At 60.8% G+C, this 16,087-nt stretch carries 19 protein-coding genes and 1 tRNA gene; 8 read left to right on the plus strand and 12 right to left on the minus strand.

Going from position 1 to position 16,087, the window contains the following annotated elements; translation table 11 throughout:
- Positions 1–365 precede the first annotated feature (365 nt).
- Complete coding sequence (locus EN852_RS34065; protein ID WP_127880130.1) at positions 366–1,493, minus strand: HEPN domain-containing protein; 1,128 nt, start codon at positions 1,491–1,493, stop codon at positions 366–368.
- A gap of 154 nt (positions 1,494–1,647) precedes the next feature.
- Between EN852_RS34065 and EN852_RS34070 the strand changes: the two genes are divergently transcribed.
- The 3 genes from EN852_RS34070 (at position 1,648) to EN852_RS41120 (ending at position 2,837) form a co-directional block, all read left to right on the plus strand.
- Positions 1,648–1,938 carry a hypothetical protein gene (locus EN852_RS34070; RefSeq protein WP_189546313.1) on the plus strand — a complete coding sequence of 97 codons (291 nt, stop codon included), beginning with the start codon at positions 1,648–1,650 and terminating at the stop codon, positions 1,936–1,938.
- 108 nt (positions 1,939–2,046) lie between these two features.
- On the plus strand, positions 2,047–2,244 hold the full coding sequence (locus tag EN852_RS34075; RefSeq protein ID WP_127880129.1) for a hypothetical protein: 198 nt from the start codon (positions 2,047–2,049) through the stop codon (positions 2,242–2,244).
- Positions 2,245–2,681: 437 nt separating this feature from the next.
- The gene (locus EN852_RS41120) at positions 2,682–2,837 is read left to right on the plus strand and encodes a hypothetical protein (RefSeq protein ID WP_189546316.1); all 156 of its coding nucleotides are present in this window, start codon (positions 2,682–2,684) and stop codon (positions 2,835–2,837) included.
- A 382-nt stretch (positions 2,838–3,219) separates the two neighbouring features.
- Here the strand turns inward: EN852_RS41120 and EN852_RS41125 are convergent, their stop codons facing one another.
- The 3 genes from EN852_RS41125 to EN852_RS42680 all read right to left on the minus strand — a co-directional run bounded on the left by EN852_RS41125 (position 3,220) and on the right by EN852_RS42680 (position 4,429).
- Complete coding sequence (locus tag EN852_RS41125) at positions 3,220–3,384, minus strand: hypothetical protein (protein WP_189546318.1); 165 nt, start codon at positions 3,382–3,384, stop codon at positions 3,220–3,222.
- Between the two features lie 338 nt (positions 3,385–3,722).
- Entirely contained in the window at positions 3,723–4,004 is a 282-nt protein-coding gene (locus EN852_RS34085; RefSeq protein WP_127880127.1) for a hypothetical protein, read from the minus strand.
- 44 nt (positions 4,005–4,048) lie between these two features.
- Positions 4,049–4,429: a hypothetical protein gene (locus EN852_RS42680; RefSeq protein WP_246694482.1), complete on the minus strand. Its 381-nt coding sequence runs from the start codon at positions 4,427–4,429 to the stop codon at positions 4,049–4,051.
- A 103-nt stretch (positions 4,430–4,532) separates the two neighbouring features.
- On the opposite strand from EN852_RS42680, the gene EN852_RS34095 reads away from it, so the two are divergent.
- Entirely contained in the window at positions 4,533–4,751 is a 219-nt protein-coding gene (locus EN852_RS34095) for a hypothetical protein (protein WP_127880126.1), read from the plus strand.
- Positions 4,752–5,168: 417 nt separating this feature from the next.
- Here the strand turns inward: EN852_RS34095 and EN852_RS34100 are convergent, their stop codons facing one another.
- Positions 5,169–5,378, minus strand: coding sequence for a hypothetical protein (locus EN852_RS34100; protein ID WP_127880125.1), 210 nt, complete (start codon positions 5,376–5,378; stop codon positions 5,169–5,171).
- Between the two features lie 1,403 nt (positions 5,379–6,781).
- Between EN852_RS34100 and EN852_RS34110 the strand changes: the two genes are divergently transcribed.
- A tRNA-Ser gene (locus EN852_RS34110) sits at positions 6,782–6,871 on the plus strand.
- Positions 6,872–6,919: 48 nt separating this feature from the next.
- Here the strand turns inward: EN852_RS34110 and EN852_RS43280 are convergent.
- Positions 6,920–7,051 carry a hypothetical protein gene (locus tag EN852_RS43280; protein ID WP_281407819.1) on the minus strand — a complete coding sequence of 44 codons (132 nt, stop codon included), beginning with the start codon at positions 7,049–7,051 and terminating at the stop codon, positions 6,920–6,922.
- 50 nt (positions 7,052–7,101) lie between these two features.
- On the opposite strand from EN852_RS43280, the gene EN852_RS34115 reads away from it, so the two are divergent.
- From EN852_RS34115 to rimO, 3 genes are all read left to right on the plus strand, one after another.
- Entirely contained in the window at positions 7,102–7,509 is a 408-nt protein-coding gene (locus tag EN852_RS34115; RefSeq protein WP_127880123.1) for a DUF930 domain-containing protein, read from the plus strand.
- Positions 7,510–7,678: 169 nt separating this feature from the next.
- Positions 7,679–8,365, plus strand: coding sequence for a TerC family protein (locus tag EN852_RS34120; RefSeq protein WP_127880122.1), 687 nt, complete (start codon positions 7,679–7,681; stop codon positions 8,363–8,365).
- Between the two features lie 174 nt (positions 8,366–8,539).
- Complete coding sequence (gene rimO, locus EN852_RS34125; RefSeq protein ID WP_127880121.1) at positions 8,540–9,853, plus strand: 30S ribosomal protein S12 methylthiotransferase RimO; 1,314 nt, start codon at positions 8,540–8,542, stop codon at positions 9,851–9,853.
- Positions 9,854–9,934: 81 nt separating this feature from the next.
- On the opposite strand, the gene EN852_RS34130 is transcribed toward rimO, so the two are convergent.
- The 6 genes from EN852_RS34130 to EN852_RS34155 all read right to left on the minus strand — a co-directional run.
- Positions 9,935–11,002, minus strand: coding sequence for a BMP family ABC transporter substrate-binding protein (locus tag EN852_RS34130; RefSeq protein ID WP_127880120.1), 1,068 nt, complete (start codon positions 11,000–11,002; stop codon positions 9,935–9,937).
- 51 nt (positions 11,003–11,053) lie between these two features.
- Complete coding sequence (locus EN852_RS34135; RefSeq protein ID WP_127305903.1) at positions 11,054–11,974, minus strand: ABC transporter permease; 921 nt, start codon at positions 11,972–11,974, stop codon at positions 11,054–11,056.
- The gene (locus EN852_RS34140) at positions 11,974–13,104 is read right to left on the minus strand and encodes an ABC transporter permease (protein WP_127880119.1); all 1,131 of its coding nucleotides are present in this window, start codon (positions 13,102–13,104) and stop codon (positions 11,974–11,976) included. The genes EN852_RS34135 and EN852_RS34140 overlap by 1 nt, the downstream gene beginning before the upstream one ends.
- Positions 13,101–14,678, minus strand: coding sequence for an ABC transporter ATP-binding protein (locus tag EN852_RS34145; protein WP_189546320.1), 1,578 nt, complete (start codon positions 14,676–14,678; stop codon positions 13,101–13,103). The genes EN852_RS34140 and EN852_RS34145 overlap by 4 nt, the downstream gene beginning before the upstream one ends.
- A gap of 214 nt (positions 14,679–14,892) precedes the next feature.
- Positions 14,893–15,870: a quinone oxidoreductase gene (locus EN852_RS34150; protein ID WP_127880117.1), complete on the minus strand. Its 978-nt coding sequence runs from the start codon at positions 15,868–15,870 to the stop codon at positions 14,893–14,895.
- A gap of 85 nt (positions 15,871–15,955) precedes the next feature.
- The coding region (locus EN852_RS34155; RefSeq protein WP_135879551.1) for an integrase core domain-containing protein at positions 15,956–16,087 on the minus strand (132 nt) is incomplete at its 5' end.

The raw sequence follows: 16,087 nt of genomic DNA on the forward strand, positions 1-16,087 counted from the left end.
TGCCCGGATGGCTCGAAGCGGATGATCCGATGGAACCCGAGCCTCGCAGCTCACATAGGAAAAAAGCCCTTCCGTCCCATCATCTCCACCGCGCATCTCATCCTCCAATCTCTCCGGCGGAATCGAAACACGGACTGGCCCCAGACGAAAGAGTTTTTCCGCAGCCTGTTAAGGCACCGGTCTTGAAAACCGGCGTGGGCGCAAGTTCACCGTGGGTTCGAATCCCACTCCCTCCGCCACAATTACAATAAAAATACTTAGTGCCCAAAAATAGAGCGTGCCATAACGTTTGCCCTGCTGTCCAAAGAAGGCGGCCGCCCATGCGGTGGAATCTGTTATCCAGAGATGGCTGCCTAGCAGCCCGCCTAAGGTGGCCCCCCGATATCTATCGAAGCGAAATCCGGCGTCCTACCCATGTCAATCTCAAGCCGCAGAAGCTTCTCGGCAAGCACCTGCGCTTGACCTATCGCTTCTTTGTCTTTCGAAGTCGGACGCACAACTGCCCCATGAACCACGCCACTCCTTATTGAGTAGAAACCGCCTATAATTTTGAATACGTCTTTTCGCTCTTCGTAGGTCGATCCGAGCAGCATAGAAGCTCTGGTTTTCAGGCGGTGAGAAAGTTCTGAGCTGCTTTCCTTCGGCAACAACAGCGCCTCCAGGGCAATGGCGATGTCGATGGCCCTTTGGCTATGATCCCTGCGGCTTCGCGCAGATCTCAATCTGAGCGCGGCAATTTCGCTGCGTCGAGCTAAATCGTCTTTCAGCTCGATGAATTTCTCGGCGTACGCCACGGCTTCTTTTGTGATCTTTGCCACAGGCGGCAGGCCAGCTTGATCCCCGCCCCACATGCGGCCAACCACGGCAGCTTCCAAGTCGAGGTCTGCAAAGTCGTGCCAAGAGTACCCTGGATTCGGGAAGATCTCGCCAGAGGCGGACAGGCCAAGAAGCGCCTTATCGATCGGTGATTGTGGAGGCTCGTCCGGTACGGCACCAGGTGATGCTTTGAAGATTTGATCATAGAAGGCCACCATTGGCCGATGGCGGTGGAAAAACATTCGTGAGGAAGAGAAGCCGTAGCTATCCGCCAAAACTCTGACATTCGGCGTAGGAGGCAAACCATCAAGCCGCGAGACGACCACTCCGTTCGAAAACCTTATCGGTTCAGGGGCGTCAGCGCCAACTACCTCGACAACCAGCCGAACAGTCGCCTCGCCGGCCGCTGAGATCGAGTGCACTTTTTTCAACCAATCAACGGTAGCTGCCGGACCACGATCCGCAAGGACTAGTAGGGATACCATCGCCAAATATGGCTCGGCGCCGCCAGTGATGATCTGCTTCGATCCGAATCCGATTTGGCTGCCGGCGCCGAAAACGTCGCGAATCGCCCTCTGAATGGGTTCGACGTCAGGCACATCGAAACCTCTCGCCCTCGCATTGAGCTCTCGCGCGAAGGTCTCTTTTGCTTCAAGAACGGCCAGCAAATCTTCCATTTTCTGCACGCTCCATATTATTGGGAGCGGCATCTTTACAGTTGCTCGGTTTCAAGAAAAGGCCCGGAAGCCGAAGCCGCCGGGCCAATTGCGGTGCCAATTCTTTCCTGCGAGGATCGAGGGGCCGGCCCCGCCCGATCGAAGGAAACCGCCCATGTCCATCCCATTAACTGCTTTGACGACAGCAGCGATCCTGCTTGTCGCCACCGGGCTCAGTGAGGCCCGGCCCGACACCCGCACGATGATCTGCCAGCAGATCCAGCAACTGATCCAGAGCAAGCGCGCCGTCGTGCTGACCACCGGTCCCAACACCTATGACCGTTATGTCAAGCAATTCGGGAACGAGTGCGACTGGCCTCAGGTGCCAATGTCGGCCTATGTCCCGACCCGAGACGGCCGCTGCCCCGTCTACAAGTGCGACGAACCGGTTGGCCGTGTCCCCTGAAAGAAATGAAAAGCCCGGCCACATAGCAGCCGGGCGGGTCTGTGAGGCTTGTCACAGACGCAACGGCGCATTGGCATAGCTTCCAGCGGTGAAGGGAGGAGTCCTTCGATGCTTGTGAACCTTCATATGCTTGTGAACCTGCCTCTTGTCGTCGTTGGTCCTGTTGTCGCTTGGCTCTGTCGCCGAGCCGATCAGAAGGCGCAGTTGAAGGCAACGGACGAACTGAGCGAGTCACCGGACGACCTGCTTAGCGATATCGGGATTTCCCGTGACGACATCGAGACGATGCGCTGGCTGCCCAGCTAGAAAAGGGCCCGGAAGCAGGAGCCACCGGACGCTCCTCGTATTTTAGCAAAATGTGAAACAAAGCGATTTCGCTAGCGTTGAGGCTCCGAAAATGGAGCTTCAAGCATGGACCCGGCTACAGCAGCGGTCATGGTTTTGCTTATGTGCAGCCCAGGCGATGCGCCGGTCTGCAAACCGGTCAATACGGCTTCGTCTCAAGTGTTCGCATCCCTCAGCGAATGCCGGTCCTCGTTAGCAAAAGAACTAGCCGACGCTACTAGCGGAAGAATGGTCGGCCGATGCCAAGTTGTCGATCCGATCGTCACAGGCTCGTTGCCTGCCGGCTATACGACAGTTGTCGTTACCCGTGGCGGGAAGGCTGCTAGATATGTTGTTCCACATAAAGAAGAATAAGCCCGCCGCCGTGAGCAGCGGGCGCGATGTAACGGTTTATATTCTTGATTTCAGGCACCCTGCCCGCCTGGTATGAACCCTGGACAGTCATAGTCGGCGGGGTCGGCCTCGCGCTCGTCATCGAGTTCGCGTTCATCGTCCCCTTCCCGGTCACTCATTCCGACGACCTCGATGCCACCAGCCAGCCAGGGTTCGATTAGCGAGCCCGTGAAGCGCGCGTTTCCTCTGGCCGCTGTCCTACAGCTGGTTGAGCCCACCTCGCCGACTCCCCTACCCCTGGGAGTGGGCTAGGCCCGGCGGTTCAATCAACGCTACCCCAACACAGCGGAACTGTCGGGCCGCTACCTGCCTGGCGCTCGTCAGCTCTCCATCGCGCTATTGAGCATCCTCCGAAATAGTTACTTTAGCAGACGCTGATATGCTGATACGCGTACCTGGTGCCGAGCTGACTCACAACATCTCGGCTAGGCCCGGCAGTCACTGCCGCACACCCAAACGGCGGCTGTCGGGCCGCCGTTAAGGACATGGCGTCCAGTCGCGGCCGGGTCGCTCGAACGATAAGTCGCGGCTTATTGGCAAGCGTCATGCTCGCCGGCGCTGTTCGGCTCCGCGGGAGAGAATGCTGATTTCGGCTTCGGTCAGCGTGATCTGATAGCGCTGTGTGGAATTCTTCGAGTAGATGTCGTCAGCGATAATCGAGACGGCCACATCGCCATTCTCATCGATCTGGACATCGTCGATCTGCAACGGCGCTGAGTATATGCATTTCGGCAATCCTGGCTTTCGCGCAGGCTGGGCAGACAATCGCATGTCGAAGGGTCCCTTGCTGTGCAGCAATTCGGCCGATGCAAAATCAATGCCAGCGTTTTGGACCGGGATGACACGCTACTTCCACGTTCGTCCTTATGGATACGTGCCTACTATTTCGGCACGAGCGTATTGTTTCGCCAGCCGGCGCGGCGTTCGTCCCCGACACCCAATGCCGGCTAGGCCCGGCGCTTGCTGGCCTACCCCGCCAGCCTGCCGGGCCGCTCCCGGTCTCCGTCGCCGACTGCGGATGTACCAGCGGCGACGGGAGCAGGACACTATGGGCACGGCGTCCAGCCGTTCCGCTGCTCCGGCGTCACCGCATGGTTGGTGAACTGCAGGTTCCGATCGTCACGGCCGGCGGCGCGGCACTCGCTGCAATTGATGATCTTCAGCAGATCCCAATGAAGGCAGGGCTGGTCCGGCCCGAACCGCTTCACCAAATCCGCGACATTGAGGACGGCTCGACGCTTGCACGTGAGACAGTCAACCGAAAGCCCCGTGCCGGCCGCAAGCTTGCCGCCTAGCGTGGCTTCCGAAAAAGGATATTCCTTGCCCATGGCGATCCTCGTTTCTGCAAAGGGTCGCCGCACCAATGAGGCATTTATTCCTGCCCCAGCCGGCCTTCAAGCTCTTTCAGGAAATGAGCTTCGTTAAGCAGTGAATCCCAGTCGGTGCCGAACCGCTCAATCAGATCGCCTGCCTGCTCTTCGGTGATCCTTGCTTCCCGTGCGAGCCTGGCCGCCAGGAGATCATGGACCTTCTCGTCTGCAAGGCTGGCTTCGCGGTGTTGCATGGCCTTGGCGATTGCCTCGAAGACGCTGCCGACTTCCTCATAGATTTCTGCTACCTCGATGCCCTCCCGGTGTGCCGCTTCCATTGCTTGGTCGGTCAGAGCGCTTAGCGCAGCAGGGTCATTCGTCCCCACCCCGGGCAGATGCTCTGCCATCCAACGGTCGAAGAAATTGGTGCCGCGCGTGCTCATTTTTCCATAAGCATGAGCCGCATATTAGGTTCCGCTGATCTGTAATTGTGACCTTGAACCTTCTCTTTCGGGGAGCGTTGGCATTGGATTCAGGAGGTTTCCGATGGCGCGTTTCCAAATCGAAGAGTTCTATGGCCAACGCCTCGTTGCCACGGCATCTGCAGAGGCGCCTGATGCGCTCAGCGCCGCAGAGACCCTGACGGGAAAGGTGATTTCTACCAAGGCCTTGCAAGAGCACTGGTTTCGGGTTGTCGACGAACGGGAAGGCACCGTTCACGAATTCAGCATTGCAGAAGAGCCGCCCAAGGATTTTGCCAAATGACGAACTGCTTAGGCGCAGAGCCCGGCTCGCAGATCGAGGGTGACACAGGATTATGCGAGCCGGGCCTAGCCGCCGACACCTATTCCGGGGGGAAGTGGTTTCAAACTCGGCGGTGAAGCAAAGGTCTTCGATAAGTCCGCGTGGCGCAATAAGGACCGAGGTCCCATCACGCTAACTGCAATGGTCCACGTTATGTTAGCGTTGTGAAAGAGCCCGCCTGCCATGGATGCCAGACGGGCTCTTTATCGAGTGTGGACCCTTGGGTCTCGCAGGGTACCCCACCCGACGCGAGCGCGCTTGGTAATGAAGCAGCCTAGCGCGTCGACTGGATATCAACTGCACCAATGGCCCTGACGTTCCATTAGCAATCGCTGCAGGAAAGTGGCTTTTGCGCCAAACAGGCGCAGGGCTCTTCTGTTAGCGCCCGAGCGGCAACTTGGATGCCATAAGCAGCTCGTCCTCATCCCTGATGCCGGCCAGGTAATTGGCCATGAGCCTGGACGCGAGAGCCTCGCGTCGTTCCGGTGACTTGTATTCGTTTTTCAGCTTGTCGAACACGCGACCAAGCAAGGCGACATCTGAAGAGCTGAAAACGCCGGCCTCGTGGGCTCTTTTGTAGATCGGCATGAACCCCTCCTGCGATCCGGCAGATAATTGCCTTCGCAGATCATGGCACAATAACATATGTAAAAAAGCCCGCCGACCGAAGCCGACGGGCAGGTGCTGGAATAGCCTGGAGATGCGCAAAGTGGCAACGTGCGCAGCAGGCTGACCGGTCAACAACAAAGCGCGTGCGTTGCTCCCGTAAAGAACCAGCGCCGCACGTCAGTCGCAACCCGCCTGAGACGAACGTCGTACCGACCAACTCTAACGTCCGAATCGTGCAACGACTTCTCTAAATGGCCATTGTGTTTTCGCCGGCGAGCATAGTCCCTTCATCGCCGGATCATGGGTGCCTGCCGTGACCTGCGAACCGGCAGGCACCCATACAGCCTAGAGGTTGCCGGTTGCCGATCCCTCAAGAACTCAACAACCAACAGCTCACATTCGAGTGCCCACAGTGCAGGCATCCAATCGTCAGGAAAGGGACATGGTTCAAGACCATAGCAGCCTTCAAATGCCCGTCGTGCAAGGCCTCGCTTAGGATCGGATACCCGAGAAGCTACGCCTCTTCGAAAGGCACATGGGCCTGCGCGGGAAAGCACAGGTGAACCCGCGTGGACCGCCGGACATCACAGGCACCGGCATTTCGCCGGAGCCTGTGAGGAAGGTCCGCCTTAGCCGCCGCTAGCAGGCGCCGGGGTGGGTTTGGCCGGAGCTGCGGGCTTGGAGACCGACGGGGCGGACGGCGCCTCGACCTTCGGCGTGTTGACGCTAACGTTCACATCCTTACCTCCACTGCCATTTATGTTTATCACTCCTGTGAAGAACAAAAGCGCAACAACGGCGATGATGCCAAGGATAACCGCAACGGCTGTTCCGCCGCCACCAGAGTTTACGACTGTAGGTCCGTCAGACATGACTTCTCTCCTTCTTGAGTTCTCACTCGGAAGAAAAGAGTGCTTTGTGATATTTGTTCCCTTGCTCAGCCAACGGTCCTAAAATACCTCAGACCGAAGTCCATTGACTGCAAATACCCAAACGGATTGCCCCAAAACTAAACAAAAATGAAAAAACCCGCCGACCGAAGCCAGCGGGTGAAGTAGAGGTTGGTCTCGGCCCACCAGGGTCGAACCTCCATAAGGGCACATGACGTGTCGGGGCGCACGCTCAAATGTTAAACACCAGTTCGCTCTTTTCGTGAAACCCGAACCGCATTATGTTCCGCGCCTACGTCGCGCAACACGGTTCTTCAGCTCATAGCTGCGGTGATCACCATCGCCGTCAGGCCGACGCCGCCGAGCAAGTTGACGCGGTGTTGCAGGCCGCTATAGAAGGCACACGGAAAACCAAATAGTTGCATTTTGCGTAGCAACGGGCTGTTTTAGCAAATCGGCTAGAACGGAAAAGCCAAGCAAAAGCAATTAGATGGAGGGATGGCCGAGCGGTTTAAGGCACCGGTCTTGAAAACCGGCGTGGGCGCAAGTTCACCGTGGGTTCGAATCCCACTCCCTCCGCCAGATGCTATCATCGGCTTTCAAGTGAATCTCGGCCCCTCCGCGCCGTCCTCACCAGTCCAGCTTGAAGCCGACATCGCCGCGATAGCTCTGCAAGCCGCTGCCGAACTTGCCGTCGAAGACGGCGAACATGGAGGTGTTCGAACCCCATTTGGACCGAAGCGGTCCTGAACGCCCAGGCATGACGGTCAACCGTTGGTAAAGCAGCGGTTATTTGATTTCTCGGACAAAATATGCTGCTTCTCGCGCCCATGAAAAAGCTCTGCCTGATGGTTCTGGCGTCGTTGGCGCCGGTCTTGCCGGCCAAGGCGATGGACAATGCGTTGCGCGCCGGCCTGATGAAACTCGATCCCGAAACCCGCCTCGAGCAGCGCTGCGACGCCGAAGTGCTCGACCGGATCAGCCAAGACGATCACAACTACAAGGCCGACCGCGTCGTGGCCTACGCCTTTGCCACGCCGCAGATGAGCGCCGACGCCATCAAGAGCTCGGGCGCCGCCTTCCGCAGCAAGGGCCAATGGTACCGGTTGAAATTCAAATGCGAGACCGGGCCGGACCACATGCAGGTGCTGCAGTTCCGCTACAAGATCGGCGATGAAATCCCGGAGTCCGACTGGGCTAAATACAATCTCTATGACTAGTTTGCGGCCGTCCGCCTGACCGGCGAACACCCGAAATCGTTGAGGGTTAGCGCCGGCGGCGCCGTTTTCCGGCGATGTCCAAACCTGCGTCTTGACGCCGGTGAACCATGTCTTTAGGGCCGTCTGGGTATTGGGCGACCCGGCATTTCAGGCAAGGGATTTCTAGTTCATGGAAATATTCACTGCCACAGGCCTTTCAGCTCTCCTCCAAGTCGTCGCAATCGATCTCGCGCTCGCCGGTGACAACGCAATTGTGATCGGCCTCGCGGCCGCCGGCCTTCCGGCTGATCAGCGCAAGCGCGCCATCATTGTCGGCATCGCCGCGGCCACGGTCCTGCGCATCATCTTCGCCCTCATCACCCAATGGCTGCTGAGCATCGGCCCGATGCTGCTTATCGCGGGGGGCCTTCTGCTTCTGTGGGTGTGCTGGAAGATGTGGCGCGAACTGCGCGTCAGCCATGACGACGAGCGCGACGCTACCGAGGCGCTGTCGAACAGCGATTACAACAAGGACGGATCGGTCGCCGGCAAAGGCGCACGCAAGACATTCTCGCAGGCCGCCTGGCAGATCGTGATTGCCGATGTCTCGATGTCGCTCGACAATGTGCTTGCCGTCGCGGGCGCCGCCATGAAGCATCCGACGGTGCTGATCATCGGGCTGGCCCTATCGATCGCGCTGATGGGTTTTGCCGCATCCTTTGTCGCGCGCCTCCTGCATAGATATCGCTGGATCGCCTATGTCGGCCTGTTGATCATCCTGTATGTCGCGATAAACATGCTTCTCGGAGGCGCCGTGCAGCAGTTTCCCGACCATTTTGCCTTCCTGGCGCCATGGTTCGGATCGGACAGCCATTAGCGCTCCTCAGGGCGGACGTCTGACGCCCACCTCTTGTCCTGTCGACGGCAGTTTGCTTCTGTGCCGAAGCGTGCTATTGCGCCGCGCGAATGGCTCAAAGCCGCGCCGTAGATCGACCTTCGGAGCCTGAGGCTCAACCCTCGATCTCGCCATCACCTCTTGGAAAACAAGTTTATGTCCGCCCCACGCGTCAGCTTCGTCAGTCTTGGATGCCCGAAAGCGCTCGTCGATTCCGAGCGCATCATCACGCGGCTTCGCGCCGAAGGCTATGAGATCGCGCGCAAGCATGACGGCGCCGATCTCGTCGTCGTCAACACCTGCGGCTTCCTCGATTCCGCCCGCGACGAGTCGCTTAACGCCATTGGTTCCGCGCTTTCGGAAAACGGCCGCGTCATCGTCACCGGCTGCCTCGGCGCCGAGCCGGAGGTCATCCGCGAGAAGCATCCCAATGTGCTGGCGATCACCGGGCCGCAGGCCTATGAGAGCGTGATGGCGGCGGTCCACGAGGCGGCTCCGCCCAGCCACGATCCCTATGTAGACCTTTTGCCGCCGCAGGGCGTGAAGCTGACGCCGCGCCACTACGCCTATCTGAAGATCTCCGAGGGCTGCAACAACCGCTGCACCTTCTGCATCATCCCGGCGCTGCGTGGCGATCTCGTCTCGCGGCCTGCGGCGGACGTGCTGCGCGAGGCGGAAAAACTCGCCAGGGCCGGCGTCAAGGAAATCCTCGTCATCTCGCAGGACACCAGCGCCTACGGCGTCGACATCAAGTACCAGACGTCGATGTTCGGCGATCGCGAGGTGCGGGCGAAATTCCTCGACCTTGCCGAGGAGCTAGGCCAGCTCGGCATCTGGATACGCATGCATTATGTGTACCCCTACCCGCATGTCGCAGATGTCATTCCGCTGATGGCGGAAGGGAAGATCCTCCCCTATCTCGATATCCCCTTCCAGCACGCCTCGCCGCAGGTGCTGAAGAACATGCGGCGCCCCGCGCATGGCGAAAAGACGCTGGAGCGCATCCGCAGCTGGCGAGAGGTCTGCCCCGATCTCGCCATCCGCTCGACCTTCATCGTCGGTTTCCCCGGCGAGACCGAAGACGATTTCCAGATGCTGCTCGACTGGCTGGACGAAGCCAAGATCGATCGCGCCGGCTGCTTTAAATACGAGCCGGTCAAGGGCGCGCGCTCCAATGATCTCGGTCTTGAGCAGGTGCCGCAGGAGGTCAAGGAAGCGCGCTGGCATCGTTTCATGCAGCGCCAGCAGAAGATTTCCGCCGCGCAGTTGGCCAAGAAGGTCGGAAAGCGCCTGCCGGTGCTGATCGACGAGGCGCACGGCACATCGGCCAAGGGCCGCACCAAATACGACGCGCCGGAGATCGACGGCTCCGTGCACATCCAGTCGCGCCGCCCGCTGCGCGCCGGCGAGATCGTCACCGTCAAGATCGATCGTGCCGACGCCTACGATCTTTATGGATCGGCCGTCTGATCGTCCTCGAACGCGAAGGCACACCGAATGAGAAAGGGCGCCGCGCGGCGCCCTTTCCTTTTGACATCAGTAACTTGCAGCTTACTGCGGCAGCTTGTCGTCGACGCCCTTGACGTAGAAATTCATGCCGAGCAGCGTGCCGTCGTCGGCAACCTCGCCGTCCTTCAGCCAGGGCGAGCCGTCCTGCTTGGAGACCGGTCCGGTGAAGGGGTTCCAGCCGCCGGCGATCTTCTTGGTGGTCGCCTCTGCCATCGCCTTGACGTCGTCGGGCATGTTGGTGAACGGCGCGAGCTTGACGGCGCCGTCCTTGATGCCGAGCCACACATTGTCCGGCTTCCAGGTGCCGTCGAGCGCGGCCTGGACGCGGCTGATATAGTAGGGACCCCACTCGTCGGTGAGCGCGGTCAGCTGCGCGTTCGGCGCGAACTTGATCATGTCGGAGGACTGGCCGAAGCCGTGCAGCTTGCGCTCCTCGGCGACCTGCAGCGCCGCAGTGGAATCGGTGTGCTGCACGATGATGTCGGCGCCCTGGTCGAACAGCGCCTTGGCGGCGTCGGCCTCCTTGCCCGGATCGAACCAGGAGTTCACCCACACGATCTTGACCTTGAAGTCGGGATTGACCGACTGCGCGCCGAGCATGAAGGAGTTGATGCCCATCACCACTTCCGGGATCGGGAAGGAGACGATGTAGCCCGCAAGGCCCTTCTTCGATTCCTTGGCCGCGATCTGGCCGAGCACGTAGCGGCCTTCATAGAAGCGGGCGTTGTAGATGCCGAGATTCTTGCCGGTCTTGTAGCCTGTGGCATGCTCGAACATCACCTTGGGAAATTTCTTGGCGACCTTCACCTCGGCGTCCATGAAGCCAAAGGAAGTGCCGAAGATGATCTTGCACTTCTCGCGCGCCAGGCGCTCGAAGGCGCGGTCGGCGTCGGGGCCTTCCGAGACGTTTTCGAGATAAGCGGTCTCGACCTTGTCGCCGAGTGCCTTCTCGACCTGGAGCCGACCTTGGTCGTGCTGGTAGGAATAGCCGAAGTCGCCGATCGGGCCCGTATAGACCCAGCAGGCCTTCAGCTTGTCGGCCGCCTCGGCGGTTGCCGCGACCGATAGGACCGCGGCAGTTGTCATCAACGCAATAAGCAGTTTTTTCATAGTGTTACCTCTCTGAGTTAAGCCTTGGAGCTTCCCGTCTTTTTGTTGTCGTCAACGATCCGGAACGAATGGCTGCCCCAACGAAGCCGGCGTGTTCATCATCGTCAGCCGCTTGTTGCGCGAGATTAGAACGAGAACCACGATGGTTGCCAGATAGGGTAGCGAAGAAAGAAACTGCGACGGCACCGGAATGCCAAAAGCCTGTGCATGAAGCTGGCCGATCCACACCGCGCCGAAGATATAGGCGCCAGCCAGCACCCGCCACGGGCGCCAGGACGCGAACACCACCAGCGCCAGAGCGATCCAGCCGCGCCCCGCGCTCATGTTCTCCACCCATTGCGGCGTGTAGACCAGCGACAGATGACCGCCGGCAAGGCCGGCGCAGGCGCCGCCGAAGATCACCGCCAAATAACGGTAGCGGATGACCTTGATGCCGAGCGCATGCGCCGACGTATGGCTGTCGCCGATGGAGCGCAGCGTAAGGCCGGTGCGCGTCCTGAACAGGAACCACATGACCGCCGCGGTCAGCGCGATCGAGATGTAGAAGACCGGATCCTGGCCGAAGATCAGCTTGCCGACGACCGGGATCGAGCTGATCACCGGAATATCGAGATTGGGCAGCCTGACGCCCGGCTGGCCGACGAAGCTGGTGCCGATCATGCCGGAGAGGCCGAGGCCGAGCAGTGTCAGCGACAGACCGGTCGCCACCTGGTTGGTCGCGAGCGACAGCGTCATGACGGCGAACAGCAGCGAGAACAGCGCGCCGACGATGATCGCGGCAAGCAGGCCGATCCAGGGTGAACCGGTGAGGTAGCCGGCGCCGAAGCCGCCGACGGCGCCCATGATCATCATGCCCTCGACGCCGAGATTGAGCACGCCCGAGCGTTCGACCACAAGTTCGCCGATCGCCGCAATCAGCAGCGGCGTCGCGGCGGTCGCGATGGTCAAAAGGATGTTGACGGTGATGTCCATCAGCGGGCCTCCTCGAGCTTGGGCGCCGCTTCGAGTTGCGCCGTGCCATTCGCCTTCGTCAGCGCCATGCCGATCAGGCGGATGCGGTAGTGGATGAGCGTGTCGCAGCCGAGCACGAAGAACAAAAGCATGCCCTGGAAGACGCGCGCCACCTTGTCGGAGATGCCGAGCGCGCTCTGCACCGCCTCGCCGCCGAGATAGGTCAGCGCCAGCACAAGGCCCGCGGCCACGATGCCGAGCGGATTGAGCCTGCCGAGGAAGGCGACGATGATGGCGGTGAAGCCGTAGCCGGGCGAGATCACCGGCTGCAATTGGCCGATGGCGCCGGAAACTTCCGAGATGCCTGCAAGGCCGGCCAGCGCGCCGGACAGAAGGAAGGTGAAGAACACCATCCGGTTGAAGCCAAAGCCGGCAAAGCGCCCTGCCCTTGGGCTGGAACCCAGCACGCGCACTTCAAAGCCCTTGAGCATGCGGCTCATCATCAGCCAGATCGCCACAGCGGCGACCAGCGCGAAGACGAAGCCCCAGTTGGCGCGGCCGGCATCGGGCATCAGCTCCGGCAGCACGGCGGAATCGCCGAACTGGATGGTCTGCGGGAAGCCATGGCCTTCCGGGTCGCGCCATGGGCCGCGCACCAGCCAGTCGAGGAAAAGCTGCGCGACATAGACCAGCATCAGGCTGGTCAAGATCTCATTGGTGCTGAAGCGCGTCTTCAAAAACGCCGGGATCGATGCGTAAAAGGCGCCGCCGACCATGCCCAGCAGGAGCATCAGCGGGATCACCAGCGGGCCTTCGAATTGCGGGAACAGCACCGGGATGATCGAGCCGAAGATCGCGCCGAATATGAACTGGCCTTCGGCACCGATGTTCCAGATGTTGGCCTTGTAGCAGACCGACAGGCCGACAGCGATCAGGATCAGCGGCGCCGCCTTGATGGCCAGCTCGTGCAATTGCCAGACCTCACTGATCGGCTGGATGAAATAGATGTTGAACGCATCCAGCGGATTGACGCCGAGCAATGCGAACATGATGCCGCCGGCGATGATCGTCAGCGCGAAGGCAATGAAAGGCGACAGCACCGAAAACAGCGCCGAGCGCTGCGGACGTTTGACCAGTTCGATGCGCATCATGCCATCTCCAGGCTGTGTTCGGCATGGCCGGGCTCGGCGCCGCCCATCAGGAGGCCGATCTTCTCGAAGGTCGCCTCGGCGATCGGCAGCGGCGCCGACAGTTCGCCGTTGTGCATGACGGCGATCGCGTCCGACAGCTCGAACAATTCATCGAGGTCCTGGCTGATGACCAGGACGGCGGAGCCGCTGCGGGCAAGCTCGATCAGGGCCTGGCGAATGCGAGCGGCCGCACCTGCGTCCACACCCCAGGTCGGCTGGTTGACGACCATGACGCTCGGCTTGCGGTCGAGTTCGCGACCGACGATGAATTTCTGCAGATTGCCGCCCGAGAGCGCGGCCGCCTCCGGATCGGGCGCGCTCTTGCGCACGTCCATGGCGGTGATGATACGCTGGGCGGCGCTATAGACGGTACTGTTCTTGACCATGCCGCCAGAGCCGACAAAAGCCTTGCCGTCGGTGGCGTGACGCGAAAGCAGCAGGTTCTCCGAGAGCTTCATGCGCGGGGCGGCGCCGTGTCCCAGGCGCTCTTCCGGCACAAAGGCGGCTCCCATCAGTCGCCGGCCGGTGATGGAGAGCGCGCCCGCGTCCTTGCCGCGGATGCGCACCGAACCCGCGTCCTGCTGCAGCACTTCGCCGGAGACGGATTCGAAGAACTCGCCCTGGCCGTTGCCGGCAACGCCGGCGATGCCGATCACTTCGCCGGCGCGCACTGTAAGATTGATGTTCTTCAGCGGGATGGCGAAGGGCGTCGCCGGCTTGCGCGTCAGCCCACGGATTTCCAGCAAGGCCGGCGCGGTCTCGATGCCTTCAGCCGGCGCGCGCTCCACGGCCTTCACCTCGCTGCCGACCATCATGCGGGCGAGCGATGCGGCCGTCTCCTGCCGCGGGTTGCAGTGGCCGACCACCTTGCCGTGACGCAGCACGGTAGCGCTGTCGCAGATGCGTTTGACCTCTTCCAGCCGGTGCGAGATGTAGAGGATCGATTTGCCCTCCGAGCGCAGCCGTTCCAGCGTCTCGAACAGCTTGTCGGCCTCCTGCGGCGTCAGCACCGAGGTCGGCTCGTCGAGGATGATGAGCTGCGGCGTCTGCAGGAGGCAGCGGATGATCTCGATGCGCTGGCGTTCGCCGACGGAGAGGTCCCCAACCAGCGAGTCCGGATCGAGCGGCAGCCCATAGCTGAAGGAAAGCGCCCTCGCCTTTGCCGCGATGGTGCTGATCGGCGAGCCGTCATTGAGCGAAAGCGCGATGTTTTCGGCCGCCGTCAGCGCCTCGAACAGCGAGAAATGCTGGAACACCATGCCGATGCCGAGCTTCTTCGCCACGCCCGGACTGGTGATCTTGACCGGCTTGCCGTCCCAGAAGATCTCGCCCGCGTTCGGCTCGAGCGAGCCGAACAGCATCTTGACCAGCGTCGACTTGCCGGCGCCGTTCTCGCCGAGCAGCGCGTGGATCTCGCCCTTCGCGATGTTGAGATCGATGTGATCGCACGCCGTCAGCGAGCCAAAAATCTTGGTAAGACCACGAACCTCAAGCAGGTTCGACCTGTCATGATTTGCACTCACAGTGCCTCCCATCCGGCTTACCGGATATGTTCTGTGTTCCCGAAAGCATGGTATGCGCGGCCGGCTCCCATCGGAAAGCAGCACCCAACTTGAAAGAGCTTCAAGAATTTCAGCGGAAACTCAAGGGCTAAGATAGACCTCTTGAGAACAGCGGCAAATCCACAGCGCTTTTCAGGCAAGCCGTGCCTTTGGGCACGGCAAGTCGCTGAAAAACACGGCAGGTGGCTTAAGGAATGAGGACAGTCGTTCCGGTCGTCTTGCGGGCTTCGAGATCAGCTTGCGCCTTTCCCGCGTCCTTCAGCGCACAGCGCTGGTTGATCTTGATCTCGACGGCGCCGCTCTTGACCACGTCGAAAAGCGCTTCGGCCGACTTCACCAGATCCTCGCGTCTGGCGTTATAGACGAACAGCGTCGGCCGGGTCGCATAGAGCGAGCCTTTCTGCGCGAGAAGCGACATGGGGAAAGGCGGGACCGGTCCCGACGACGAGCCGAAGCTGACGAACATGCCGAGCGGCCGCAGGCAATCGAGCGAGGCGGGAAAAGTATCGGCGCCGACGGAATCGTAGACGACGTCGCATTTCCTCCCGCCGGTGAGCGCCGCGACGCCGGCGACGAAATCCTGCTCCTTGTAGTTGATGACATGATCGAAGCCGTGTGCCCGGGCGAGCTCGATCTTGTCGGAGGAGCTCGCGGTGCCGATAACGGTCGCGCCGAGATGCTTTGCCCATTGGCCGAGGATCAGGCCGACGCCGCCGGCCGCCGCATGGTAGAGAATCGTGTCGCCGGCCTTGACCGGGAAGGTACGGCGCAAGAGATATTCCGCCGTCATGCCCTTCAGCATCATCGCCGCGGCCTGCTCGTCGCTGATGCCGTCCGGCACCTTGACCACGCGGTCGGCTGCGATCACGCGCTGCTCACTATAGGCGCCGACGTTGACCGCATAGGCGATACGGTCGCCGGGCTTCAGCCAGTCGACGCCGGCGCCGAGCGCCAGCACGACGCCCGCCGCCTCGCCGCCCGGGATCAGCGGGAAGCCGCCGGGTGGCGGATAAAGCCCCGAGCGGTGGTAGACGTCGATGAAGTTGAGGCCGATGGCCGTGTGCCGGATCAGGATCTGGCCTTCTCCCGGCTGGCCGGGATCGGCATCCTCATAGGCCAGGACTTCGGGGCCGCCATGGGCGTGGATGCGGATTGCCTTGGACATCGCTCAACTCTCTGAAGGATACGTAGGCTGGAGCATGACCCCGAAAGGAGCGCCGATGTTCGAAAGATCATGCGCCGATAGATAGCTAGGTGTGGAGCCTCAATAGGTTGTCCTTGGTCAGTCCGAGGCGGCTGATAGGTGGTTTTGATTTTAAGCTGCCGTGTGGCCTATGCCAATTGTAGCGGTGAAGCCATCGCGGCAGCTCCGCAGTGCGCTC

This window comes from Mesorhizobium sp. M2E.F.Ca.ET.209.01.1.1, assembly GCF_004010375.2.
Taxonomy (GTDB): Bacteria; Pseudomonadota; Alphaproteobacteria; order Rhizobiales; family Rhizobiaceae; genus Mesorhizobium.

Excerpts from the sequence above, each read along its gene's own strand:
- EN852_RS34065 (WP_127880130.1), bottom strand. The coding sequence starts at position 1,493 with ATGGAAGATTTGCTGGCCGTTCTTGAAGCAAAAGAGACCTTCGCGCGA.
- EN852_RS34070 (WP_189546313.1), top strand. The coding sequence starts at position 1,648 with ATGTCCATCCCATTAACTGCTTTGACGACAGCAGCGATCCTGCTTGTC.
- EN852_RS34075 (WP_127880129.1), top strand. The coding sequence starts at position 2,047 with ATGCTTGTGAACCTTCATATGCTTGTGAACCTGCCTCTTGTCGTCGTT.
- EN852_RS34085 (WP_127880127.1), bottom strand. The coding sequence starts at position 4,004 with ATGGGCAAGGAATATCCTTTTTCGGAAGCCACGCTAGGCGGCAAGCTT.
- EN852_RS42680 (WP_246694482.1), bottom strand. The coding sequence starts at position 4,429 with ATGAGCACGCGCGGCACCAATTTCTTCGACCGTTGGATGGCAGAGCAT.
- EN852_RS34095 (WP_127880126.1), top strand. The coding sequence starts at position 4,533 with ATGGCGCGTTTCCAAATCGAAGAGTTCTATGGCCAACGCCTCGTTGCC.
- EN852_RS34100 (WP_127880125.1), bottom strand. The coding sequence starts at position 5,378 with ATGCCGATCTACAAAAGAGCCCACGAGGCCGGCGTTTTCAGCTCTTCA.
- EN852_RS43280 (WP_281407819.1), bottom strand. The coding sequence starts at position 7,051 with ATGCCTGGGCGTTCAGGACCGCTTCGGTCCAAATGGGGTTCGAACACC.
- EN852_RS34115 (WP_127880123.1), top strand. The coding sequence starts at position 7,102 with ATGCTGCTTCTCGCGCCCATGAAAAAGCTCTGCCTGATGGTTCTGGCG.
- EN852_RS34120 (WP_127880122.1), top strand. The coding sequence starts at position 7,679 with ATGGAAATATTCACTGCCACAGGCCTTTCAGCTCTCCTCCAAGTCGTC.
- rimO (WP_127880121.1), top strand. The coding sequence starts at position 8,540 with ATGTCCGCCCCACGCGTCAGCTTCGTCAGTCTTGGATGCCCGAAAGCG.
- EN852_RS34130 (WP_127880120.1), bottom strand. The coding sequence starts at position 11,002 with ATGAAAAAACTGCTTATTGCGTTGATGACAACTGCCGCGGTCCTATCG.
- EN852_RS34135 (WP_127305903.1), bottom strand. The coding sequence starts at position 11,974 with ATGGACATCACCGTCAACATCCTTTTGACCATCGCGACCGCCGCGACG.
- EN852_RS34140 (WP_127880119.1), bottom strand. The coding sequence starts at position 13,104 with ATGATGCGCATCGAACTGGTCAAACGTCCGCAGCGCTCGGCGCTGTTT.
- EN852_RS34145 (WP_189546320.1), bottom strand. The coding sequence starts at position 14,678 with ATGGGAGGCACTGTGAGTGCAAATCATGACAGGTCGAACCTGCTTGAG.
- EN852_RS34150 (WP_127880117.1), bottom strand. The coding sequence starts at position 15,870 with ATGTCCAAGGCAATCCGCATCCACGCCCATGGCGGCCCCGAAGTCCTG.